This window comes from Promicromonospora sp. NPDC060271 (assembly GCF_042726755.1).
Taxonomy (GTDB): Bacteria; Actinomycetota; Actinomycetes; order Actinomycetales; family Cellulomonadaceae; genus Promicromonospora.
Genome location: NZ_JBHXBG010000019.1, coordinates 23545 through 46430 on the forward strand (window position 1 = coordinate 23545; position 22886 = coordinate 46430).

Sequence of the window (22886 nt, forward strand, 5' to 3'; positions counted from 1 at the left end):
GGGCCGAGCTTGCGCATCAGGAAGTCCCCGGATCGTGAAAGACTGTTCCGCGTGAGTGTGCCTGTGCAGCCCGTGCTCGACGCCACCGACCCGCAGACCTGGGGCCCGGCGATCGACGAGGCGGTGAATGCGATCTCCCGTGGGGCCCTCGTGGTCCTCCCCACCGACACCGTGTACGGCATCGCCGCCGACGCGTTCGACGAGGCGGCCGTCGCCGCGCTCCTCGCGGCCAAGGGACGCGGGCGGCAGATGCCGCCGCCGGTCCTGGTCGGCGAGGTGGCGACCCTCGACGGCCTGGCAATCGACGTGCCCGACGACGCCCGCAAGCTCGTCGAGGCGTTCTGGCCCGGCGGTTTCACGATCATCCTGCGCGCGCAGCCGTCGCTGCAGTGGGACCTCGGCGACACGGGCGGCACGGTCGCCCTGCGGATGCCGGACCACCCAGCGGCCCTCGCGCTGCTCAAGCGCACCGGCCCGCTCGCCGTCTCCAGCGCGAACAAGTCGGGCAGCCCGGCCGCGCAGGACGTCGCGGACGCCGAGCGCCAGCTCGGCGGCTCGGTGGCCGTCTACCTCGACGGTGGCGAGGCCCCGGGTGGCGTCGCCTCCACCATCGTGGACGCGACGGGCCCGACGCTGCGCGTCGTGCGCGAGGGCGCCGTGTCGCTCGACGCGCTGCGTGCGGTCGCCGACGTCGAAGGAGCGCAGGTGTCGCCGAAGGACGACCCGATCGATCCCCCGGCCGGTGCCGCGGAGGACGACGAGTGAGGGTGTACCTGCTCCTGATGCTCGTGGCCGCCGCGGTCACGTTCCTGACCACGCCCTTTGCCCGCTGGGTGGCCATGAGGACCTCGGCGATCTCCGCCGTCCGGGCGCGTGACGTGCACTCCGTGCCGACACCGCGGCTCGGCGGGCTCGCCATGCTGATCGGCATCGTCGTGCCGATGCTGCTGGCCTCGCAGATGCCGTTCCTCTCGGGGGTGTTCGACGATCCCCAGGTGTGGGGCATCGTCGGCGGCGCCGCCATCGTGTGCGCGCTGGGCTGGGCCGACGACAAGTGGGACCTCGACTGGATCACCAAGCTCGCGGGCCAGGTCCTGGCCGCCGGCTTCATGGCGCTGCAGGGCGTCCAGCTCATCACGATGCCGATCGCGGGCGTGACCATCACGTCGTCGCGCATGTCGCTCGTGGTGACCGTGCTGATCATCGTCATCGCGATGAACGCGGTGAACTTCGTGGACGGCCTCGACGGGCTGGCCGCCGGCATAGTCGCCATCGGCGGCACCGCGTTCTTCCTCTACACCTACGGGCTCACCCAGCAGGTCTCGGCGGACGACTACGCGACGCTGCCCTCGGTCATCCTCGCCGTGATGGTGGGGGTGTGCGTCGGCTTCCTGCCGCACAACTTCCACCCGGCGCACATCTTCATGGGCGACGCCGGGTCGATGCTGATCGGCCTGGTGATGGCGGGCGCGGCGATCAGCGTGACCGGCAACATCCCCCCGGGCATCATGACCGGCGCGCAGGCGCTGCCCGCCTTCATCCCGCTGCTGCTGCCGGTGGCGGTGCTCATGCTGCCGCTGCTCGACATGGGGCTGGCCGTCGTCCGGCGGCTCGCAGCGGGCAAGTCGCCGATGGCACCCGACCGGATGCACCTGCACCACCGGATGCTGGCCCTCGGCCACTCCCACCGCCGCGCCGTGGTGATCCTGTACGTGTGGACCGCCGTGTTCGCGTTCAGCGCCGCCGCGCTCGTGCGGTGGGACTGGGAGATCGTGCTGATCTGGACCGGTGTGGTCGTGGTGCTCGCCCTGCTGGCCACGCTGGGCCCGCTGCGCCACCGCGGCCGCTTCCTCGACGACGACGTCGCCGCGCTCTCCGGCCAGACGCCGAAGGTTCCAGCCGCCGTCGGGGCCGCCGCCTCAGCGGGCGTCGGGCTCGAGGCAAAGGTGCCGGTCCAGATCGTCGTACCGCAGACCGTCGCTCCGCAGACTGTCCCTGCCCAGGCCGTCGCGTCACAGCCCGTCGCTCCGCTGGCCGTCGCTCCGCAGAGCGGGACCCGCGCGAGCACCGCTTCCCAGGGCATCGCGCACCACGGTGCCGTGTCCAAGACCAAGGAGACCATCGAATGACCGAGCAGGTACCTGACGCAGCCGGCGCCCACCGGAGCGCTGCCGAGCGAGCGGTGCTGCGCACGGCCCTGCGCGACTGCCTGGTCCTCGTGGGAGGGCTCGCGGTCCTCGGCTCGCTGGTCGGCCTCCTGGTCGCAGGACAGCCGGGGCTCTGGGGCGGCCTGATCGGCGCGGCGCTCGCCGCCTTCTTCTGCGCGACGACCGTGTGGTCGATGCTCTACACGGTCGGAAAGGGTGCGACCGCGATGGGCGCCGTGGTGATGGGTAGCTGGATCGCCAAGATGGTGGTCCTCGTCGCCGTCCTCGCCGTGCTGACCCGGTTCGACTTCTACGACCGGGTGGTCCTGTTCGTGGTGCTCCTGCTCGGGGCAGTGGGATCGGCGGTGCTCGACTATCGCGCGGTCAAGAACGGCCGCGTCCCGTACGTCGAGCCCGAAGCAGGGGCCTGACGCGCGATCCGGCGCATACGGCGAGCCGCGCACGGTTGCGCAATAAGTCACAAGGGGCCGCGCCATGCGGTTATGCGGCCAATTCCGGGTGGGACATAGGTTAGGCTTACGACTGAATCCATGACGGCCAGGCCCGATGGCGCGCCCGTTCCGCCCCTTTGCGGTGACGCGCGCTGGGCCTAATGACCACCTGGGAGTCCTCCTGTCCACGTATGCGACGTCCGTAATCCTCGCCGCCACTGAAGGCCACGAGGGTGAGGGCGGCTTCCACACGCCGTCGATCGCCGACTTCTTCCCGTCGGCAATCCTCTTCGAAGGCACCATCTTCCAGATCGACCGACTCTGGATCATCCGGATCATCGCCACCATCGTGCTGCTGACGATCTTCGTGATCGCCGCGCGCCGAGCCAAGGTGGTGCCGGGTCGGTTCCAGGCAGGCGTCGAGTATCTGCTGAGCTTCGTCCGGGTGCAGATCGGCGAGGAGATCCTGGGCAAGGAGAACGCCAGGCGTTTCCTGCCCATGCTCACGACCATCTTCTTCACCATCCTGGCGTTCAACCTCACGGGTGTGATCCCGGGGCTGAACCTGGCCGCCACGTCGCGTATCGGCGTGCCGCTGCTCCTGGCGCTCTGGGTGTTCGTCACCTACTGGGCCGTCGGCATCCGCAAGCACGGCCTCGGCGGGTACCTCAAGGCGAACCTGTTCCCGCCCGGCGTGCCGTGGCCGATCTACTTCATCCTGACGCCGATCGAGCTGCTGCAGCTCCTGATCATCCGGCCGGGCTCGCTGATGGTCCGACTCGTGGCCAACATGGTCGCCGGTCACATCATGCTCGTGCTCTGCTTCGCCGCGACGCAGTTCTTCCTCATCGACTCGGCGGGCAGCGGCCTGATGGTCTTCGGGGCTCTGACGCTGCCGGCCGGCATCTTCATGACGCTCTTCGAGCTGCTGGTCGCGTTCCTGCAGGCGTACATCTTCGCGCTGCTGGCCGCGGTCTACATCAACATGTCGCTGGAGGAGGAGCACTGACGGTGCTCGCTCCTCCGGGCGACGCTGCATAGCTTCACCTGGAAACCCGCGACGGGCGCAGCACGCGCCTTCGCACACCACGCGACGCCTGACCAATACCGGTCCGGCGCCCAACGGAAGGAAGACGCAAGTGGACGTCATCACTCTCGCCGAGGTCTCTGGCAACGTCAACGCGATCGGCTACGGCCTCGCGGCGACCGGCCCGGGTATCGGTCTCGGCATCCTGATCGGCAAGACCATCGAGGGTATGGCCCGCCAGCCCGAGGTCGCCGGCCAGCTCCGCGCCACGATGTTCCTGGGTGTCGCGTTCGTCGAGGTGCTCGCGCTCCTCGGTCTCGTCGCCGGCTTCCTGTTCAGCTGATGCCGGCGCACTCGAGCGCCGCCCAGGTGGTAGCGGCGCAGACGGAAGGGCCGCAGGGCATCGAGCTGTTCCTGCCTGCTGGATACGACCTGCTGTGGTCGTCGGTCACGCTGCTGATCATCGCCGTGGCGTTCTACAAGTTCATCCTGCCGCAGATGAACAAGGTGCTCGACGAGCGCTCCGCCCTCATCGAGGGCGGTATCGAAAAGGCTGAGGCAGCCCAGAAGCAGGCCGACGAGGCCCTGGCTCAGCAGCAGCAGCTGCTCGCCGAGGCCCGTGCCGACGCCGCGCAGGTCCGCGAGGAGGCGCGTGCCGAGGGCACCGCCATCATCAAGGAGCTCAAGGCCAAGGCGAGCGAGGAGGCGGAGCGCATCACCGACACCGCCCGTCGCCAGATCGAGGCCGACCGACAGGCCGCGTCCGTGTCCCTGCGCAACGAGGTCGGTGCGCTCGCGACCGAGCTGGCGTCGAAGATCGTGGGCGAGTCCCTCGAGGACTCGGCCCGTCAGTCGCGCGTGGTGGACCGCTTCCTCGACGAGCTCGAGGCAAGCCAGGCCGTGGCAAGCAACAAGGAGGCGTGATGCGGGGATCGAGCGGTGCATCGCTGACTGCGGCGCAGGAGCGCTTCGAGCCGGTGCTGCGCGCCGCGGGTGCGGATGCGCTGACGCTGGGTGAGCAGCTGCTCACCGTGGTGTCGGCGCTGGACGACTCCGCCGCGCTGCGCCGCTCGCTCGCCGACCCCTCCCGCGAGGGCGAGGCCAAGGCCGCCCTGGTGGCCGGCCTGCTGAGCGATTTCGACGAGCGCGTGGTCGACCTGGTGTCCGGGCTCGTCCGGTCCCGCTGGGCGGGCGACGCGGATCTGGCCGACGCCATCGAGCGTCTCGGTGTGGACGCCGTGCTGGCTTCCGCCGAGGCGCGCGGGGCGCTCGAGACGGTGGAGGACGAGCTGTTCCGGCTCACCCGGTCGCTCGGCGGCCAGCGTGAGGCCAAGCAGGTCCTCTCGGACGGCACCACCGCCACCGAGCGCCGGGTGGCGCTCGTGGACGCGCTGGTCGGCGGCAAGGTCGACACCGTGACCCAGAGCCTGGCCAGGCGCGCGACGTCGTCGCTGCGTGGTCGTCGCTTCGTGCAGACGCTCGGTTGGTTCGGCGAGGTCGCGGCGGAGCGTCGCAAGCGCCTCGTCGCCGCCGTGACGAGCGCGACGGTGCTCACCCGCGAGCAGGAGCAGCGCCTCGGCGCGCTGCTCGAGCGCTCGTACGGGCGGCCCGTGCAGCTGAACGTCACCGTGGACCCGGCAGTCGTCGGGGGCCTGCGCATCCAGGTCGGCGCGGACGTCGTCGACTCCACTGTCCTGTCGCGCCTTGCTGACGCCTCGCGTCGTCTGGCCGGCTGAATACGTGAACAAGAACCTTCCGCCGCGGCTTTCGCGGCCACGACAGGAGATAAGCAATGGCTGAGCTGACGATCCGGCCGGACGAGGTCCGGGCCGCGCTGGACAGCTTCGTGAAGTCCTACGAGCCCCAGGAAGCGGTCACCGAGGAGGTGGGCCGCGTCTCGTACGCAGCGGACGGCATCGCCCGCGTCGAGGGCCTCCCTGGCGTGATGGCGAACGAGCTGCTGCGCTTCGAGGACGGGACGCTCGGACTCGCGCAGAACCTGGACGTCCGCGAGATCGGTGTGGTCGTCCTCGGCGAGTTCACCGGGATCGAGGAGGGCCAGGAGGTCCGTCGTACCGGTGAGGTGCTCTCGGTCCCCGTGGGCGAGGGCTACCTCGGCCGCGTGGTCGACCCGCTGGGTGCCCCCATCGACGGCCTCGGCGCCATCGAGACCGACGCCGTCCGTGCCCTCGAGCTGCAGGCGCCCGGCGTCATGCAGCGTAAGTCGGTGCACGAGCCGCTGCAGACCGGCATCAAGGCGATCGACTCGATGATCCCGATCGGCCGTGGTCAGCGTCAGCTGATCATCGGCGACCGCCAGACGGGCAAGACGGCGATCGCGGTCGACACGATCATCAACCAGAAGGCGAACTGGGAGAGCGGCGACCCGACGCAGCAGGTCCGCTGCATCTACGTCGCCATCGGCCAGAAGGGCTCGACCATCGCCGCGGTGCGTGGCGCCCTCGAGGAGGCCGGCGCCCTGGAGTACACGACGATCGTCGCGGCTCCGGCGTCCGACCCGGCAGGCTTCAAGTACCTCGCCCCGTACACCGGCTCGGCCATCGGCCAGCACTGGATGTACTCGGGCAAGCACGTCCTGATCATCTTCGACGACCTGTCGAAGCAGGCCGAGGCCTACCGCGCTGTGTCGCTGCTGCTGCGCCGCCCGCCGGGCCGCGAGGCCTACCCGGGTGACGTCTTCTACCTGCACTCCCGTCTGCTCGAGCGTTGTGCCAAGCTCTCGGACGAGCTGGGCGCAGGCTCGATGACCGGTCTGCCGATCATCGAGACCAAGGCGAACGACGTCTCGGCGTACATCCCGACGAACGTCATCTCCATCACGGACGGCCAGATCTTCCTCCAGTCCGACCTGTTCAACGCCAACCAGCGTCCCGCCGTGGACGTCGGTATCTCGGTCTCCCGAGTCGGTGGCGACGCGCAGATCAAGGCCATGAAGAAGGTCTCCGGCACGCTGAAGCTGGAGCTCGCGCAGTTCCGCTCGCTCGAGGCGTTCGCGATGTTCGCGTCCGACCTCGACGCCGCGTCCCGCGCACAGCTCCAGCGCGGCGCCGTCCTGACGGAGCTGCTCAAGCAGCCCCAGTACTCGCCGTACGCGGTCGAGGACCAGGTCGCCTCCGTGTGGGCCGGTACGAAGGGCAAGCTCGACGACGTCGCGGTCGAGGACGTCAAGCGGTTCGAGTCCGAGCTGCTGGACCACCTGCGCCGCAAGACCGACGTCCTGGAGACGATCCTCAAGTCCGGCAAGCTGGAGTCCGACACGGAGGAGGCGCTCGGCGCCGCCGTCGACGACTTCCGGGCGGGCTTCCAGAAGAGCGACGGCACGCCGCTCGTCGGTGGCAGCACCGAGGACGGCCCCGTCGACGTCGAGCAGGCGCAGATCGTCGTCAAGAAGAAGGCCTGACCCGTGGCCGGTGGAGCTCAGCGCGTCTACAAGGCGCGGATCAAGTCGACGCAGTCGCTGAAGAAGATCTTCCGCGCGCGTGAGCTGATCGCCGCTTCCCGTATCGGCAAGGCTCGCGCGGCGGCGGCGGCGGCGGCGCCGTACGCACAGGCGATCACCCGTGCGGTGTCGGCTGTCGCGTCGCACACGGACGTGGACCACCCGCTCACGCAGGAGGAGGGCGGCAACCGCGCGGCGGTGCTCGTCGTCTCCTCCGACGCGGGCATGGCCGGCTCCTACCCGATGGCGATCGTCCGCGAGGCCGAGAAGCTCATCGGGCAGCTGACGGCCGAGGGCAAGGAGGTCGTGCTGTACGTGGCCGGCCGCCGTGCGATCGCGTACTACACGTTCCGCGGGCGGGAGATCGCCAAGAGCTGGTCGTACGGTTCGGAGAAGCCGACGCCCGAGGCAGCCCACGACATCGCCGAGACGCTGCTCGAGGTGTTCCTCGCGGAGGAGCCCGACGGCGGTGTCAGCGAGCTGCACGTGGTCTCGACGCTGTTCGTCAACATGGTGACGCAGCGCGCCCGCGTGGTGCGCATGCTGCCGCTCGAGGTGGTGGAGGGCGTGACCGAGGCCGAGGAGCACGAGGCCCTGCCGCTCTACGACTTCGAGCCGTCGCCCGAGGCCGTGCTGGACGAGCTGCTCCCGCGCTACATCGAGCAGCGCATCTACGCGATGCTGCTCGACGCCGCCGCGTCCGAGCTCGCCGCCCGTCAGCGGGCCATGCACACGGCGACCGACAACGCCGAGGACCTGATCCGCACGTACACCCGACTGGCCAACCAGGCACGTCAGGCGGACATCACCCAGGAGATCAGCGAGATCGTCTCCGGTGCCGACGCCCTGGCGTCCTGAACAGACCGAAAAGACTCCCCGCCGGAGGACCCTCCGGCCCACCGAAGCGAGGCAAGTATGACCGCCACTACCGTGGAATCAACACGCGGCGCGGCCCCGACTGAGCCGGCGACTGGCCGGGTCGCTCGGGTGATCGGACCCGTCGTGGACATCGAGTTCCCCGAGGACGCGATCCCCGACATCTACAACGCGCTGACCGTCGAGATCGACCTCTCCGGCAAGGGCGAGAGCACGTCCGTCCTGACCCTCGAGGTCGAGCAGCACCTGGGTGACTCCCTGGTGCGCGCGATCGCCCTGAAGCCGACCGACGGCCTGGTCCGCGGCGCCGTGGTGACCGACACGGGCGAGCCCATCAGCGTGCCCGTCGGCGACATCACCAAGGGCAAGGTCTTCAACGTCACCGGCGAGGTCCTGAACCTCGCCGAGGGCGAGAAGTTCGAGGTCACCGAGCGCTGGCCGATCCACCGCAAGGCGCCGGACTTCGACCAGCTCGAGTCGAAGACCCAGATGTTCGAGACGGGCATCAAGTCCATCGACCTGCTCACCCCGTACGTGCAGGGTGGCAAGATCGGTCTCTTCGGTGGTGCGGGCGTCGGCAAGACGGTCCTCATCCAGGAGATGATCCAGCGTGTGGCCCAGGACCACGGTGGTGTGTCGGTGTTCGCCGGTGTCGGCGAGCGCACCCGTGAGGGCAACGACCTGATCGCCGAGATGGACGAGGCGGGTGTCTTCGACAAGACGGCCCTCGTCTTCGGCCAGATGGACGAGCCGCCGGGCACGCGTCTGCGCGTCGCCCTGTCGGCCCTGACGATGGCGGAGTACTTCCGTGACGTGCAGCAGCAGGACGTGCTGCTCTTCATCGACAACATCTTCCGCTTCACGCAGGCCGGTTCCGAGGTCTCCACGCTGCTCGGCCGTATGCCGTCAGCCGTGGGCTACCAGCCGAACCTCGCCGACGAGATGGGCCTCCTCCAGGAGCGCATCACCTCGACGCGTGGTCACTCCATCACGTCGCTGCAGGCCATCTACGTGCCCGCTGACGACTACACCGACCCGGCCCCGGCCACGACGTTCGCCCACCTGGACGCGACGACCGAGCTCTCCCGCGAGATCGCGTCGAAGGGTCTGTACCCGGCGATCGACCCGCTGGCCTCGACGTCCCGCATCCTCGACCCGCGTTACGTGGGCCAGGAGCACTACGACGTCGCGACACGCGTGAAGTCGATCCTGCAGCGCAACAAGGAGCTGCAGGACATCATCGCCATCCTCGGTGTGGACGAGCTCTCGGAAGAGGACAAGACGGTCGTCGGGCGTGCCCGCCGTATCGAGCAGTTCCTCTCCCAGAACACGTACATGGCCGAGAAGTTCACCGGTGTGGTGGGCTCGACGGTGCCTCTGTCGGAGACGATCGAGGCATTCAAGAAGATCGCTGACGGTGAGTTCGACCACATCGCCGAGCAGGCCTTCTACAACATCGGTGGCCTCGAGATGCTTGAGGAGAACTGGGCACGGATCCAGAAGGAGTACGGGGCCTGAGGCTTCGTCCATCCTCCGTGCGTGATGCCGTCCCGCCGGGCATGCCAGAATCAGGCAGTCCGGCAGGGACGGCATCGCGCCCGCTACATCGGAAGGAGCTCTCGTGGCAGAGCTGAGCGTGGACCTCGTGTCCAGGGACCGCAAGGTCTGGAGCGGTGCGGCGACGCAGGTGAGCGCGCCGTCCGCGGACGGGCAGATCGGCATCCTGGCGAACCACACGCCGCTGCTGGCTGTGCTTCGCCCGGGCGTGATCAAGGTGGACACAGCTTCGGGGACGGCCGTCGAGGCGCAGGTCACCGGCGGTTTCGTGTCCGTGGACAACAACCTCGTCACCCTCGTGGTCGACGAGCTCTCCCTGGTCTGAGGGAGAGCGCGAGTGCCCGGCGTCATATGGATCGCGATCGCGGTGCTCGGCGCGCTCGCGCTGGTGCTCGCACTGGGGATCTCCCGGCTGCGGACGCTTTCTCGCAGGGTTGGTTCGTTCAACTGCAATGCCCGGCCGACCGGGAATCCTGAGGGTTCCTGGACGCCGGGCATCGCGCAGTACGCGGTGGGCCGGATCGAGTGGTGGCGGTGCTGGTCGCTGTCGCCCCGTCCGGCCCGCACGTGGTACCGGGAGCGGCTCACCGTGACGGGCCGCACCCCGCTGGACCCGGACGAGCGTGGTCAGGGTGACCACTACCTCGTCCAGTGCCGGTACGACGGGCTCGACTTCGAGCTCGATCTCGCCGCCGGCGACTACTTCGGCCTCGCCTCCTGGCTCGAGGCCGCCCCTCCCGGACGACAGGATCTGGTTCTCTGATGCGGCTGGTCGTCGCCGACTGCTCCGCCCTCTACACGGGCCGCCTGACCGCGAAGCTCCCGCAGGCCACGCGGCTGCTCGTGGTCAAGGCCGACGGAAGCGTGCTGATCCACTCCGACGGCGGCTCGTACAAGCCGCTGAACTGGATGAGCCCCCCGTGCACGCTGGCGGTGCGCGAGCCGTCCGAGGAGGCCGCCGAGCGCGGCGTCACCGAGGTCTGGACGGTGCAGCACGCGAAGTCGGACGACCGGCTCGAGGTCGAGCTGTTCACCGTGCACCACGACTCCGCGCACGACCTGGGCATCGACCCGGGCCTGGTGAAGGACGGCGTGGAGGCGCACCTGCAGGAGCTGCTCGCCGAGCAGATCGCGCTGCTGGGCGACGGGCACACCCTGGTGCGTCGCGAGTATCCGACGGCGATCGGCCCGGTGGACATCCTCGCGCGCGACGGCTCGGGTGCTGTGGTGGCCGTGGAGATCAAGCGCCGCGGCGACATCGACGGCGTCGAGCAGCTCACGCGGTACCTGGAGCTCCTGAACCGCGACCCGCTGCTGGCGCCGGTCCGCGGCGTGTACGCCGCCCAGGAAATCAAGCCCCAGGCCCGCGTCCTGGCTCACGACAGAGGCATCACGACGCTGCTCCTGGACTACGACCTGATGCGCGGCGCGGACGACCCGTCCACCCGCCTCTTCTGACGCGACCGCGAAGTAGAGCGTGTGTCGCGGACACACGCTCTACTTCGGCGTCTCAGGGCACGCGAGGTAGAGCGTGTGTCGGACAGGCGCTCTACTTCGCGGTGACCGACCACTTGGCGTCCGGGGCCTCCCGGATCACCGCGTAGCCGGCCGCGGGTACCACGAGCCCGGCATCCGTCGGGGCGTCCGTGACGAGGTCGTGTCCCTGCCCGACGACCCGGACCGGCCGGTCGCCGTGGTTCAGCAGGAAGAGGTACGTGGCCGCCGCGCCGCGCCGCCGGATCGCCTCGAGCCCCGTACCCACCGCCTCGGGGACCACCGGCTCCACGCCGTGCTCCGCGAGCAGCCCCGCGACGAAGGCGTCCCACGACTCCTGGACCATCCGTGTCGAGACGTACGTGGCGCTGCCGTCGCCGACCGGGTGGCGGGTCACGGCGGGCAGGCCCGCGAGCGGACCCTGCGTGTAGGTGGCGAGGACCTCCGCCCGGGGCGGGTCCAGCCGCTCGGTCCACTGGTCGACCGTCGACCCGTCGCTGAGCTGAAGGGTCTCTGCCGGGTCGAGCGGGCGGTGCTCGGTGACCCGGACCCCCAGGAGGTCCCGCAGCCGGCCCGGATAGCCGCCCGAGACCACTCGCTGGTGCTCGTCCGCGATCCCGCTGAACCGTCCGACGACGAGGTGTCCGCCCGCCTCGACGTACCGGGTGAGCCAGTCGACGGTGGCGGTGTCCATCGCCATGAGGGTCGGGACGAACAGCACCCGGTAGCGGGCGGCGTCGGCGCCGGGACGCACGAAGTCGACGGCGACCCCGGCCCGCCACAGGGCGCGGTGCGTCGCACGGACCTCCGTCGTGTAGTCGAGGTCGTCGTTCGGCAGGTGCGGCGTCTGGAGCGACCACCGGCCGTTCGCGTCCCACAGGACGGCGACATCGGCCTCGACCACCGGTCCGTCCTCCGGCGGCTCTGCGATCTCCTGGAGGCGGCCGAGGAGCGAACCGAGCTCGACGACGCCCTCGAACGTCCGGCTCTCCGGGCCGACGTGCGGCACCATCGCGCTGTGCCACGTCTCGGAACCGCCGGCCGAGGCGCGCCACTGGAAGAACAGCGCACCCTGGGAACCCCTCGCGACGTAGCCGAGGGAGTTGCGCAGCATCCGGTCGGGGTCCTTGAAGGCCTGCCGGGCGCCGTCCCGGATGCCCGATGCGCTCTGCTCCATGAGCAGCCAGGGGCCGCCGCCCCACGAACGGGTGAGGTCGGCGCCGTACGCGACGTGGGCCTCGCCGTCCGGGCCCGGCGTGTCGAGATAGTGGTCGACGGAGGCGAGGTCCAGCTCTTCGCTCCAGTCCCACTGGTTGAGGTGGTCCCAGGTGGGCAGCATGAAGTTCGTGGTGACCGAGACGGTCGAGCCGGCCGTGCGGATCTCGTCCCGCTGCTCGACGCAGGCCGCGAGCATCTCGTCGGAGCAGAACCGCTTGAAGTCCACCGCGTGGGCGGGGTTGGCCAGGTACTGCGTCGTGCGCGGCGGCAGGATCTCGTCCCAGTCGTCGTACCGCTGGGACCAGAACGCCGTGTACCAGGCGTCGTTCAGCGCATCGAGCGACGCGTACCGGTTCTGGAGCCAGCGGCGGAAGGCCGCCGCCGCGTGCGGGCCGTGGTCGACCGTGCCGTACTCGTTGTGCACGTGCCAGCCGCGCAGGCGCGGGTGCGCGCCGTAGCGCTCGGCGAGGAACCGCGCGACGCGCCGCGCGGCCTGGCGGTAGGCGGGGGCGCTGATCGCGTACGTGTCCCGGGAGCCGTGGGACACGTAGGTCCCGTCCGCCCGGACGGGCAGCGCGTCCGGGTGCGCGCGGGTGAACCACGGCGGCGGGGACGCGGTCGGGGTCGCGAGGAAGAACCCGATCTCGTTCTCGTCGAGGAGGGCCACGACGTCGTCCAGCCAGCCCGGCTCGAACTGGCCTTCACGGGGCTCGATCGCGGCCCACGAGAACACCCCTATCGTGACCGTGTTCACGCCTGCCCGGCGCATGAGCGCCATGTCCTCGGCCCAGACCTCGCGCGGCCACTGCTCAGGGTTGTAGTCGCCGCCGAAGAGCAGGCGGTCGGGTACGAAGGGAGCCGTCATCGGTCGTCCTCGGGTCGGTGGAGCAGGGGTCGTGGAGCAGGGGTCGGTGGGTAGCGGCCGGCGGGGCCGGTCAGCGGCCGGTCTCCCCGGCCCAGTGGGCCGGGTCGGGCAGGGCGGCGTCGAGCTCGGGCCAGACGTCGTCCGGCACCTCGAGGTCGGCCCACGCGGTGACCTGGGCGAGCTGAGCGGTGCTCGTCACGCCGACGATCGTCCCCGCGACGCGCGGGTCGCGGTCGCCGGCCCGGAGCGCGAGGGCGCCGACGGGGACGCCGGCCGCACGCGCGATGCCGCGAATCCTCAGGACCGCGTCCCGCTGTACGTCGTCGACGTCGCGGTAGTGGTAGTGCCGCACGGGCCCGTCGTCGTCGGCGAGAGCACCGCCACCGAACGGGGCGGCGTTGAGGACACCCACGCCGCGTTCGGCGCAGTCGTCCAGCAGCGTCTCCGCCGACCGGTCCAGGAGCGTGAGGCGGTTGTGCGTCACGACCGCCTCGAACTCGCCGGTGCGCACGTACTGCCGCAGCAGCCCGATCGGCCCGCCGGCCACCCCGAGGTGCTCGATCACGCCCGCCTCGCGGAGCTCCAGCAGGGCGCGGACCGGGCCGTCGGGTGCGACGGCGTCGGCGAACGTCATGCGCTCCGGGTCGTGGAAGTGCACCAGCGGCAGCCGGTCGAGGCCAAGGCGCCGCTGGGACTCGGCGACGGACGCGCGCACGCGGTCGCCCGAGAAGTCCCCGGATCCGGGCAGCGGATCCACCTTGGTGAACACCTGGACCGGACCGCCGAGCCCGTCGAGAGCCGACCCGATGTACGCCTCGGCGTCGCCGTACTCGTTGCTCGTGTCCCACGTGCGCCATCCGGCGGTCGCCGCGGCGTGCAGCAGGGCGTTCGCCCCGGCGGCGTCGAGCCGGCGTCCGATACCGGACGTCCCGAGTACCACCGAGGGCACGAGCAGCCCGGTCCTGCCGAGCGCCTGGTGAGGAAGGGTCGCGGTCATCCGTCAGCCGGCCCGGACTGCCGAGAAGGTGGCACCGGCCAGGACGGGCATACGCATCATTCACATCTTCCTTGACGTGGGGTGGGCGCCCGCGCGGTAGGCGAAGCGCTTCGATGAACTGGTGGCATCATCGCCAGGCGAAAAGCTGCCTGTCAACCCTGGCAGGATGTCCGCATGACTGATTCCGGTGCGCTGGTGGTGCGCGGACGCCTGGTGCAGCCCTCCTCGGTGGTGGACGACGGCGTCGTCGTCGCCTCCGGCGGTCGCGTCACGTTCGCCGGCTCGGTGTCCGACGCCCTGGCGACCGGGTACGGCCCTGCCGTCGAGACCGTGCTGCCCGCCCCCGGGACGTACCTGCTGCCCGGGCTCGTGGACCTGCACAACCACGGCGGGGGCGGCGTCTCGTTCCCGGACGTGACCTCTGCCTCCGAGGCGCTGGCGGGCGTCCTGGAACACCGGCGCCACGGGACCACCACCCTGCTCGCGTCGCTCGTGACGGCCCGGCCCGAGGTGCTGGTGGAGCGTGCGGCGGTGCTGGCCGAGCTCGCCGTCGCCGGCGAGATCGAGGGCCTGCATGCGGAGGGGCCGTTCCTGTCGTACCACCGCAGGGGCGCGCACAACCCGGCTGACCTGCAAGAAGGCAGCGTCGACCTGGTCAGGGACCTGGCCACGGCCGCTCGCGGGTACCTGCGCACGATGACCGTCGCACCCGAGGTGCCCGGCGTGACCGGCCCCGGCGGCGTCGCGGAGGCGCTGGTCGAGGCGGGCGTGCTGCCGTCGCTCGGCCACACCGACGGGAGCACCGAGCAGGCCGAGGCGCTGATCGCCCAGGTGACCGCCGCGCTGGCCGCCGCAGGCAGCCCGCTCGGACCCATGACCGCCACGCACCTGTTCAACGGGATGCGGCCGCTGCACCATCGCAAGCCGGGCCCCATCGCGGCCTGCCTGGCGGCCGCCGCCCGCGGCGACATGGTCGTCGAGCTCATCGGCGACGGCGTCCACCTCGACCCTGCGACGGTCCGCTCGGTGTTCGACATGGTGGGAGCGGACCAGGTGGTGCTGGTCACCGACGCGATGGCGGCGGCAGGCGTCGCCGACGGCCGCTACGAGCTGGGCCCCATGTCCGTCGTGGTGCTCGACGGCGTGGCGCGGGTCGCTGTCGAGAACGTGTCAGACACACAGGTCACCGGGGTGACCCCTGCGTCTGACACGTCCGGGGCGGCGGAGGGGCCGATCGCCGGCGGCACCGCGCACCTGATCGACGTCGTGCGGCTCGCCGTGGCCGGCGGCGTCCCCCTGGTCGACGCCGTGCGCTCCGCGACGGCGGTTCCCGCGCGCGTCCTGGGGCTGACCGGCGAGGTCGGCAGCCTGGAGCCCGGCGCCCGCGCCGACGTCCTGCTCACCGACGCGGACCTGCGGCCCCTCCGGGTCCTGCGCCGCGGAGTTGACGCCGATGTCGCCCGACCGTAACCGACCGCTGTTAACGTGCCGGGCATGACGCCTGTGTTCCAGCCCGGCCAGACAGTGGTGCGCCGCGAGATCATGCGCGGCGAACCGTGGATCGCGATGCCACAGGTGTGCGTCCAGGACGACGGCGACCTGCTCGTCACCTACACCCCTGGCGGCACCCCGATGGTGTATCCCGAGACCGGCGCGTTCCCGGTGGGGGAGCACCCCTGGAAGCTCGCCGGCAGCACGAGCTGGCGCGGTCACGGCCGGCTCGAGCTGCACTGGACGGGGGTCGAGCACTCCATCTTCCTGTTCTGGGACGGACCCCAGCGCGCCTTCCAGGGCTGGTACTTCAACCTCGAGGACGCGCCCCGGCGCACCCCCATCGGCTTCGACACGCTCGACCACGAGCTCGACGTCTGGTGGGCCGCCGACGCCGAGACCTACGAGTTCAAGGACGTCGCCGAGTTCGAGGAGACCGGGCCCGCGCGCTACCCCGGCCGCATGGAGCAGATCCGCGCCGAGGGCGACCGGATCGCCCGCCTGCTCGACGCCGGCGAGCTCTGGTGGGACAAGACCTGGGCCGACTGGACGCCCGACCCGTCGTGGCAGCCCCGCACCATGCCGGCGGGCTGGGCGACGGTGCCGTTCGAGGCGCGCTGAACCGCGACTCGCCGGAGCCGGCTCCGATCCGAGGTTCGCCGGGGTAATACCGGTGGCACGGGCGATGCCGCGCGCTACGGTCGGACCGTGCCCTCTTCGCTGCCCGTCCCCAGACCCGCCGAACCTGGTCCCGCCACCCCCGAGTGGCCACTGGTCGCCGACCGCTTCCGGCTCCGCCCGGTGGCCCCCGCCGACGCCGAGGCGTTCCTCCGCTGGCGCTCGCGTGCCGAGGTGGTGCGGTTCATGTACCAGCCGCCGTGGGACCTGCCAACTGCCCAGGCGAAGCTCAGCACCTGGTCGACGGCGCCGTTCGAGGAGGTCGGCGACGTGCTGGTGCTGGCTATCGAGGTCGACGGCGACGTCGTCGGCGAGACGATGATCAAGTGGGCGGCCGGCGCGCGGCAGGCCGAGCTCGGCTATGCACTGCACCCCGACGTCGCCGGGCGGGGTCTCGCGACGGAGGCCGCTCGTGCCACCCTCGAGCTGGCCTTCACCACGTACGGCTTCCACCGCGTGTACGCGCGGATCGACGAGGAGAACGCCGCGTCCGTCCGCGTGGCCGAGCGGCTCGGCATGCGCCGCGAGGCCCATCTCCTGGAGAACGACCAGCGCGACGGGGTCTGGTCCAACGAGGTGGTCTACGCGCTCCTCGACCGCGAGCACGCGAGGCTCGCGTAGTCCGTCGACGGCCCGCGGACGGCCCGTCGGCGGGCACCGTCGATCTTCCTGACTTTCGCCGAGCGGGTAGCGCACGACCCCGTCGGCCGGGTACCGTCCATCGAAGCGCTTCGACATCGCCGGCAGCGCATCGCCCTACCGTGCCTCAGCGGCACACCCGGCCGCACCGCCGCGGCACCCTAAGGAGGAACCCATGGACGTGCCCCCCTTCCGCGATCCCGCGCTGCCCCTCTCCGTGCGCGCCCGCGACCTGCTCGCCGCCCTGACCCCGGAAGAGCGCCTGGCGATGCTGCACCAGCATCAGCCGGTCATCGACCGCCTGGGCCTCGGCGAGTTCCACACCGGGTGCGAGGCCCTGCACGGCGTGGCCTGGCTCGGCCGCGCGACGGTCTTCCCGCAGCCGGTCGGCCTGGCCGCGACCTGGGATCCCGAGCTCGTCCGCCGGGTCGGCGAGATCGTCTCCACCGAGGTGCGTGCCAAGCACGTCAAGGACCCGTCGGTGAGTCTGAACGTCTGGGCGCCGGTCGTGAACACGCTCCGGCACCCCGCCTGGGGCCGCAACGAGGAGGGGTACTCCGAGGACCCGCACCTCACCGCGCATCTCGCCACCGCCTACTGCCGGGGCCTGCGCGGGGATCACGAACGGGTGTGGAAGACCACGCCGACCCTCAAGCACTTCCTCGCCTACAACAACGAGACCGACCGGTCCTCGACGAGCTCGAACCTCTCCCCGGTCACCCTGCACGAGGAAGAGCTCCCCGCCTTCCGCGAGCCGATCGAGCAGGGTGTCGCCGCGGGCGTCATGCCGTCGTACAACCAGGTCAACGGCACCCCGGCGCACCTGCAGACCGAGCTCTTCGCCGAGCTGCGGTCCTGGACCGACGACTCGGTCGCCCTCGTCTCCGACGCCGCCGCCCCGATGTTCGTGGTCAAGGTGCAGCGCGCCGCCGCGGACCGCGCCTCCGGCAACGCCGCGCTGGTCCGCGCGGGCGTCGACTCGTTCACCGACGACGACGCCGACTCCGCGCCCACCATCGCGCGCCTCCAGGAGGCCATCGACCGCGGGCTGCTCACCATGGACGAGGTCGACCGCTCCGTCCTGCGCATGCTCGAGCTCCGCCTGCGCAGCGGCGAGCTCGACGGTGACGCCGACCCGTACTCGGACATCACGGCGGACGACATCGACCTGCCCGAGCACCGCGCGCTGGCGCGGGAGGCGACAGCCCGCTCCGTCGTCGTGCTGCGCAACTCCGACGGGCTGCTGCCGCTGCCGGCGGCGGGCTCGGTCGCCGTCGTCGGACCGCTTGCCGAGGCGGTGCTCACCGACTGGTACTCGGGCACCCCGCCCTACGCGGTCACTCCGGCGGACGGCCTGCGCGCCGCGCTCGGCGCGGACCGCGTGGTGGTGGCCGACGGCGCCGACGTGGTCGCCCTGCGTGCGGCGAACGGGCGGTACGTCTCCGTCTCGGCGGACGGCGCGACCGTCGTCGCCGACGCGGCAGAGGCCGGTCCCGGTACTCGCCTGGCCGTGACCGACTGGGGCGGGGGAGTGCTCACGCTGCGCTCGGGCGGGTCCGGACGGCTGCTCACCGGCAACGCCTACCCGATGCGAGCGGACGCCGAGCGGGTAGGGGGCTGGGAGGTCCAGGAGAGCTTCCGCAAGCATGTGCACGACGACGGCTCGTGGTCCCTGCTCCACCTCGGGTCCGGACGCTGGGTGCGTGTGCAGCGCGACACCGGCCTGGTGTGCGCCGAAGGGCACACCCTCGCCGACGCCGAGCGGTTCACGGCGCGCGTGCTCGAGTCCGGCGCCGCCCTGGTGGCCGAGGCGGCGGCTTCGTGCGACGCCGTCGTCGTCGCGGTCGGGAACGACCCGCACCTGAACGGCCGTGAGACGCAGGACCGGCCCGACCTGTGGCTGCCCGAGGCGGCGGTGGAGACGTGGCGTGCGGCCGTCGAGGCCAACCCGCGCGCCGTGCTGACCATCGTGTCGAGCTACCCGTACGTGCTCGGTCCCGGCGTCGAGGACGCTCCCACCGTGGTGTGGAGCAGCCACGGCGGGCAGGAGCTCGGGCACGGTCTGGCCGACGTGCTGACCGGCGCCGTCGAGCCGTCCGGGCGGCTCGCCCAGACCTGGCCGGCCCGTCCGGAGCAGGCGGGCGACCTCTTCGACTACGACACCCGCCGCCAGCAGGCCACCTACCGGCACCTGCCGGCGGGCGAGGCGGGCGCGCCTGCCTTCGCCTTCGGCCACGGCCTGACCTACTCGTCGGTGTCCTACGAGGGACTGTCGCTCTCCGCGGCCGACATCGCCGCCCCCGCGCCGACCCGCGACCACCCGCCGCTGACGCCGCGTGACCCGGCCGGCCAGGGCGTCGTGACGGCCACCGTCACGGTGCGCAACACCGGTGAGCGGCCTGCCGAGGAGCTCGTGCAGGTGTACTCGCTCGGAGCCTCCGGCACCGACTCGCCGGTGCGGCTGCTGCTCGGCTACCGTCGCGTACGGCTCGAACCGGGCGAGACGGCGTCGGTGGCCGTGCCCTTCGACGTCGCGCGGCTCGCGCTGTGGCACGGGGCGACGGCGCCGTCCGACGGCGCGCCAGGCCTGCTCGACGGCGACCTCAGGGTCCCGGCCGCTACCTACGCCGTCGCGGCCGGAGCGTCCAGCGTGGACCTGCCGGTGCACGACGAGCTGACCGTCACCGGTCCGACCGGGTGAGAATCACAGCATGAGGACGCAGCCATGAGGGTCGACCCCGACAGCCGCAGCGTGCAGGGGCTGACGACGTTCCTGCACTTCGTCGCGCTCAACGTGCTGTACATCGTGGCCTGCGTACCGGTGGTGACGGCAGGGGCGGCGACCGCAGCGCTCTACGAGGTGGCGCTGCGGTACGCCGACGAGGAGCGGGGCTACCTGATCACGGGGTTCCTCACCGCCCTGCGCCGCAACCTGTGGCGGGGCAGCGCGATCGGGCTCCTGTTCGGCGTGCCGATCGTGATGGTCGGCTTCGCCGCGACCTTCTGGCTCGCGCTCGGCAGCGCCCTCGGGACAGTCGTCGGCACCGTGGCGGTGCTGTTCATCGCCTATCTGGTGGCCGCGCTGCTGTACGGCCTGGTGCTGGTCGCCCGGTATGCGGACCCGCTGGGCCGGATGGTGCGCAACGCGCTGCTGCTGCCGCTCGCCGAGCCGCTGCGCACGCTCGCCCTGCTGCTGCGGCCGGCCGTCACGGTGAGCCTGATGTACGTGTACCCGCCGTCCGTGGTGCTCGTGGCGACCATCGGTCTCTCGTTGGGTGCCTACGTGGACGCGTTCGTGCTGCACAGCGTCTTCCGGCGGCGCGGCGGCGATCCGACGGCGCTCGACCCGGTGGACCCGCACTCCGGCGAGTAGGTCGTTCCCCGCCGTCCCCATCCCTCGCCGCACACTCTCAGGAGAGCGCATGTACGGACCCACGACGCAGTCTCCGCTTGCCGCCGAGCCGGTGGCGGACGTCGTCACCGTGGACTTCTCGGACGTCAGAGGCGCCCCCACCTACCGCGCCTCGGGCATGATCTACGGGATGACCCCCGACGGCTCGCAGCCGCCCGACCACTTCTTCACCGACATCAAGTGGCATCTCATGCGAGCCGGGGGCGCACAGGTCAACGGTGGCGGCTACGCCACCAGCGTCGCCGACTACCGGACCCGCTGGGACGCCACCCTCGCCCTGTACGAGCGCACCGTCGCCCTCGGCGGCACGTTCGTCATCCTGCCGCACGACCTGTGGGGCGCCGACGGCACCACCAGCCAGGGCTATCCCGGCGACGACGGCGACTGGACGTTGTTTGACGCCTTCGTCGACCAGCTCGTCTCCGACGTCAAGGCCAACGACATGACGGTGCAGTGGGACCTGTGGAACGAGCCGGACCTCGGCGGCGGCTTCTGGGACCGGCCCCAGAGCCAGTACCTGGAGATGTGGTCGCGGTTCCACGCAGCGGTGCGAGCCCACTTCCCGGGGCAGCTCATCGTCGGCCCCAGCATCGCCGCCCAGCCCGACGCCGCCAACTCCTGGTGGACCACCTACCTGAACCACGTCAAGGCCGACGACGTCGTCCCCGACATCTACAGCTGGCATGCCATCCCGTACGACCCCGTCGAGTCCGCCGCCAGCGTCAGCTCGACCCTCGCCGCCGCGGGTCTGACCAAAACCCGTCCGTACCAGATCAACGAGTACGCCGGGCGCGAGCAGCAGCACCCCGGTGGTGGCGCCTGGTTCATCAGCCGCCTGGAGCGGGCCGGCGCCGACGGTCTGCGCGCCAACTGGGGATGGGGCCCTGACCTGCACGACCACGCGGCCAAGCTGCTCACGAAGGACGGCTCCGGTCAGTACCTGCCGCTCGGCGAGTGGTTCGTCTACCGCTACTACGGTTCGCAGACCGGAGACATCGTGCACCTCACGCCGGGCACGGGCACCGACGGGGTCGCGACGAAGGACGGCGCCGCGCGCAACGCGAAGATCCTGCTGGGCAGCGACGGCACCAGCGGGAACGTCACCGTCAGCCTCGACCGCATGGACACGACATCGGTGGTGGAGGACGGCCGGGTGCGCGCGATCGTGGAACGCATGCCGTACGACGGCGGCGGCCCGGTGGCGGGTCCCGTGACGGTCTCCGACCAGGTCCTGACGGTCGACGGCGGCTCGGCCTCGGTGCGCGTGCCGTGGACGGATGCCATGGACGGCTACGCCGTCACGCTGCTGCCACCGAGCAGCGACACCGTCTCCGCCGTCGCCGCGGTGCAGCACGGCGGGTAGTGACCGGGCACGCGCAAGGCCCAGGCGATCGATCGCCTGGGCCTCACGCGTGCTCCCGGTCCGGGTTCAGCCGAACTCGTTGGCGACCGCTTCGCGGGCCTCGTTCTGCGCCTTGGCGTTGGCCAGGTCGACCTCGAGCACCTCCTCGTAGCCCAGGCCGTTCGCAGTCTCCTGCAGCTCGGCGAGCAGGGCGTCGAACTCGGCGTCGTCCTTGGCGAAGGCCATCTTCCAGGAGTGCTCCACGATCGTGGCCTTGACCTGGTTGCGCAGGGTCTCGATCTCGGAGCTGTCCGTCGGGATGGTGAAGCCCGCGCCCGGTGCCACGACCATCTGGTCGTTCTCCAGCAGGTACTCCACGGTGGTCGTCGCGTCGCCCATGCGGGCGCTCCAGTCCTCGGTCAGCGGGTTGACGGCGGTCTCCTGGTAGCTCGGCCAGCCCTTGTAGTTGTACGGCCGGTCCGTGTCCGGGTTCACGTCGTTGAACGCGAGGGTCGACGCGTTGAGCGTCGAGCCGCCGTCCTTGAAGTCACCGCCACCCCACTCGGCCGGCACGTCCGCCCCGCCCCCGAGGTGAGCCTTGCGGCCGAATTCGGTCAGGACGGGTTCGCCGTCCTTGGTCTCCCACGTGAGGCCCTCCGGGCCCGTGAAGGTGGTCGCCGCGCCCTCCGGCGAGTAGAGCCAGTCGATGAAAGCGGCGACGCGAGCCGGGTCCTCGGCCTTCGAGCCGATGCTGTAGGTCAGCCCCAGCCCGCCACCGTAGGGCGAGGCGCCGGCCGCGTGGATCTCCTCGTCCGTGATCGGCACGAGCATGAAGCCCTTGCCGTCGGCCACGTTCTGGTCGGTGTTGTACGCCGACTGACCCAGCCACGGCCACCAGGACAACAGGATCTGACCGGCCTGGTACTTGGTGAACATCGTGTCGTAGTTCTGCGTGGTCGACTCCGGGTCGACGAGGCCCATCTGGTTCGCCTCGAAGAAGAACTTCAGGCCGCGCACGTAGGCTCCGTCGGAGTCGAGGGCGCCCTGGTAGTCGGACCCGTCCGCCTTGGCCAGGGCGAAACCCACCTCCTCGTACCCGTAGACGTGCGCCCCCGGCTGCTTCCCGACCATCATCGTGTTGCCGTCCCAGTCCTTGAACAGCGACAGGGCGTACGTCGGCTTGCCGTTGTCGGCCTTGGGGTGGGCGTCCTGCATCTCCTTGAGCACCGGC

The 22886-nt window shown here is 71.0% G+C and carries 21 protein-coding genes and 1 pseudogene; 19 read left to right on the top strand and 3 right to left on the bottom strand.

What is annotated here, in order from left to right:
• Window positions 1-57: 57 nt before the first annotated feature.
• The 13 genes from ACFWE2_RS05150 (at window position 58) to nucS (ending at window position 10977) form a co-directional block, all read left to right on the top strand.
• Window positions 58-765 (top strand): L-threonylcarbamoyladenylate synthase, encoded by a 708-nt coding sequence (locus ACFWE2_RS05150; protein ID WP_377223159.1) that lies wholly within the window; start codon window positions 58-60, stop codon window positions 763-765.
• The gene (locus ACFWE2_RS05155) at window positions 762-2129 is read left to right on the top strand and encodes an MraY family glycosyltransferase (protein WP_377223138.1); all 1368 of its coding nucleotides are present in this window, start codon (window positions 762-764) and stop codon (window positions 2127-2129) included. The genes ACFWE2_RS05150 and ACFWE2_RS05155 overlap by 4 nt, the downstream gene beginning before the upstream one ends.
• Window positions 2126-2578: a hypothetical protein gene (locus ACFWE2_RS05160; RefSeq protein WP_377223139.1), complete on the top strand. Its 453-nt coding sequence runs from the start codon at window positions 2126-2128 to the stop codon at window positions 2576-2578. Before ACFWE2_RS05155 ends, ACFWE2_RS05160 begins: the two co-directional genes overlap by 4 nt.
• Before the next feature lie 136 nt (window positions 2579-2714).
• A complete protein-coding gene (gene atpB / locus ACFWE2_RS05165) occupies window positions 2715-3608 on the top strand; it encodes a F0F1 ATP synthase subunit A (RefSeq protein ID WP_377223140.1) in 894 nt (297 codons plus the stop codon).
• A 130-nt stretch (window positions 3609-3738) separates the two neighbouring features.
• Window positions 3739-3969, top strand: coding sequence for an ATP synthase F0 subunit C (locus ACFWE2_RS05170; protein WP_377223141.1), 231 nt, complete (start codon window positions 3739-3741; stop codon window positions 3967-3969).
• The gene (locus ACFWE2_RS05175) at window positions 3969-4550 is read left to right on the top strand and encodes a F0F1 ATP synthase subunit B (protein ID WP_377223142.1); all 582 of its coding nucleotides are present in this window, start codon (window positions 3969-3971) and stop codon (window positions 4548-4550) included. The genes ACFWE2_RS05170 and ACFWE2_RS05175 overlap by 1 nt, the downstream gene beginning before the upstream one ends.
• The gene (locus ACFWE2_RS05180) at window positions 4550-5362 is read left to right on the top strand and encodes a F0F1 ATP synthase subunit delta (RefSeq protein WP_377223143.1); all 813 of its coding nucleotides are present in this window, start codon (window positions 4550-4552) and stop codon (window positions 5360-5362) included. Before ACFWE2_RS05175 ends, ACFWE2_RS05180 begins: the two co-directional genes overlap by 1 nt.
• Before the next feature lie 56 nt (window positions 5363-5418).
• Window positions 5419-7047 carry a F0F1 ATP synthase subunit alpha gene (atpA, locus tag ACFWE2_RS05185; RefSeq protein WP_377223144.1) on the top strand — a complete coding sequence of 543 codons (1629 nt, stop codon included), beginning with the start codon at window positions 5419-5421 and terminating at the stop codon, window positions 7045-7047.
• A 3-nt stretch (window positions 7048-7050) separates the two neighbouring features.
• Window positions 7051-7944: a F0F1 ATP synthase subunit gamma gene (locus ACFWE2_RS05190; protein WP_377223145.1), complete on the top strand. Its 894-nt coding sequence runs from the start codon at window positions 7051-7053 to the stop codon at window positions 7942-7944.
• A gap of 57 nt (window positions 7945-8001) precedes the next feature.
• Window positions 8002-9480, top strand: coding sequence for a F0F1 ATP synthase subunit beta (gene atpD / locus ACFWE2_RS05195; protein ID WP_377223146.1), 1479 nt, complete (start codon window positions 8002-8004; stop codon window positions 9478-9480).
• 103 nt (window positions 9481-9583) lie between these two features.
• Window positions 9584-9844 carry a F0F1 ATP synthase subunit epsilon gene (locus tag ACFWE2_RS05200; protein WP_377223147.1) on the top strand — a complete coding sequence of 87 codons (261 nt, stop codon included), beginning with the start codon at window positions 9584-9586 and terminating at the stop codon, window positions 9842-9844.
• A gap of 12 nt (window positions 9845-9856) precedes the next feature.
• A complete protein-coding gene (locus ACFWE2_RS05205; protein ID WP_116676687.1) occupies window positions 9857-10282 on the top strand; it encodes a DUF2550 domain-containing protein in 426 nt (141 codons plus the stop codon).
• Window positions 10282-10977 carry an endonuclease NucS gene (nucS, locus tag ACFWE2_RS05210; RefSeq protein ID WP_377223148.1) on the top strand — a complete coding sequence of 232 codons (696 nt, stop codon included), beginning with the start codon at window positions 10282-10284 and terminating at the stop codon, window positions 10975-10977. The genes ACFWE2_RS05205 and nucS overlap by 1 nt, the downstream gene beginning before the upstream one ends.
• A 91-nt stretch (window positions 10978-11068) precedes the next feature.
• On the opposite strand, the gene ACFWE2_RS05215 is transcribed toward nucS, so the two are convergent.
• Window positions 11069-13096: a beta-galactosidase gene (locus ACFWE2_RS05215; protein ID WP_377223149.1), complete on the bottom strand. Its 2028-nt coding sequence runs from the start codon at window positions 13094-13096 to the stop codon at window positions 11069-11071.
• Between the two features lie 70 nt (window positions 13097-13166).
• The gene (locus tag ACFWE2_RS05220; protein ID WP_377223150.1) at window positions 13167-14093 is read right to left on the bottom strand and encodes an aldo/keto reductase; all 927 of its coding nucleotides are present in this window, start codon (window positions 14091-14093) and stop codon (window positions 13167-13169) included.
• A 174-nt stretch (window positions 14094-14267) separates the two neighbouring features.
• On the opposite strand from ACFWE2_RS05220, the gene ACFWE2_RS05225 reads away from it, so the two are divergent.
• The 6 genes from ACFWE2_RS05225 to ACFWE2_RS05250 all read left to right on the top strand — a co-directional run bounded on the left by ACFWE2_RS05225 (window position 14268) and on the right by ACFWE2_RS05250 (window position 21676).
• Window positions 14268-15563, top strand: a complete 1296-nt coding sequence (locus ACFWE2_RS05225) for an N-acetylglucosamine-6-phosphate deacetylase (protein ID WP_377223151.1) — start codon at window positions 14268-14270, stop codon at window positions 15561-15563.
• Between the two features lie 24 nt (window positions 15564-15587).
• Complete coding sequence (locus ACFWE2_RS05230) at window positions 15588-16205, top strand: DUF402 domain-containing protein (protein WP_377223152.1); 618 nt, start codon at window positions 15588-15590, stop codon at window positions 16203-16205.
• Window positions 16206-16292: 87 nt separating this feature from the next.
• Window positions 16293-16883: a GNAT family N-acetyltransferase gene (locus ACFWE2_RS05235; protein ID WP_377223153.1), complete on the top strand. Its 591-nt coding sequence runs from the start codon at window positions 16293-16295 to the stop codon at window positions 16881-16883.
• 193 nt (window positions 16884-17076) lie between these two features.
• Window positions 17077-19602 carry a glycoside hydrolase family 3 C-terminal domain-containing protein gene (locus ACFWE2_RS05240; RefSeq protein ID WP_377223154.1) on the top strand — a complete coding sequence of 842 codons (2526 nt, stop codon included), beginning with the start codon at window positions 17077-17079 and terminating at the stop codon, window positions 19600-19602.
• A 24-nt stretch (window positions 19603-19626) separates the two neighbouring features.
• A complete protein-coding gene (locus ACFWE2_RS05245) occupies window positions 19627-20274 on the top strand; it encodes a DUF624 domain-containing protein (RefSeq protein WP_377223155.1) in 648 nt (215 codons plus the stop codon).
• 49 nt (window positions 20275-20323) lie between these two features.
• On the top strand, window positions 20324-21676 hold the full coding sequence (locus ACFWE2_RS05250; protein WP_377223156.1) for a hypothetical protein: 1353 nt from the start codon (window positions 20324-20326) through the stop codon (window positions 21674-21676).
• A gap of 66 nt (window positions 21677-21742) precedes the next feature.
• Here the strand turns inward: ACFWE2_RS05250 and ACFWE2_RS05255 are convergent.
• A pseudogene (locus ACFWE2_RS05255) lies at window positions 21743-22886 on the bottom strand (ABC transporter substrate-binding protein); the annotation flags it as partial.

Coding starts and splice junctions, on each gene's coding strand:
- ACFWE2_RS05160 (WP_377223139.1), top strand. CDS start 2,126: ATGACCGAGCAGGTACCTGACGCAGCCGGCGCCCACCGGAGCGCTGCC.
- atpB (WP_377223140.1), top strand. CDS start 2,715: ATGGCGCGCCCGTTCCGCCCCTTTGCGGTGACGCGCGCTGGGCCTAAT.
- ACFWE2_RS05175 (WP_377223142.1), top strand. CDS start 3,969: ATGCCGGCGCACTCGAGCGCCGCCCAGGTGGTAGCGGCGCAGACGGAA.
- ACFWE2_RS05180 (WP_377223143.1), top strand. CDS start 4,550: ATGCGGGGATCGAGCGGTGCATCGCTGACTGCGGCGCAGGAGCGCTTC.
- atpA (WP_377223144.1), top strand. CDS start 5,419: ATGGCTGAGCTGACGATCCGGCCGGACGAGGTCCGGGCCGCGCTGGAC.
- atpD (WP_377223146.1), top strand. CDS start 8,002: ATGACCGCCACTACCGTGGAATCAACACGCGGCGCGGCCCCGACTGAG.
- nucS (WP_377223148.1), top strand. CDS start 10,282: ATGCGGCTGGTCGTCGCCGACTGCTCCGCCCTCTACACGGGCCGCCTG.
- ACFWE2_RS05215 (WP_377223149.1), bottom strand. CDS start 13,096: ATGACGGCTCCCTTCGTACCCGACCGCCTGCTCTTCGGCGGCGACTAC.
- ACFWE2_RS05220 (WP_377223150.1), bottom strand. CDS start 14,093: ATGACCGCGACCCTTCCTCACCAGGCGCTCGGCAGGACCGGGCTGCTC.
- ACFWE2_RS05225 (WP_377223151.1), top strand. CDS start 14,268: ATGACTGATTCCGGTGCGCTGGTGGTGCGCGGACGCCTGGTGCAGCCC.
- ACFWE2_RS05230 (WP_377223152.1), top strand. CDS start 15,588: ATGACGCCTGTGTTCCAGCCCGGCCAGACAGTGGTGCGCCGCGAGATC.
- ACFWE2_RS05240 (WP_377223154.1), top strand. CDS start 17,077: ATGGACGTGCCCCCCTTCCGCGATCCCGCGCTGCCCCTCTCCGTGCGC.
- ACFWE2_RS05245 (WP_377223155.1), top strand. CDS start 19,627: ATGAGGGTCGACCCCGACAGCCGCAGCGTGCAGGGGCTGACGACGTTC.
- ACFWE2_RS05250 (WP_377223156.1), top strand. CDS start 20,324: ATGTACGGACCCACGACGCAGTCTCCGCTTGCCGCCGAGCCGGTGGCG.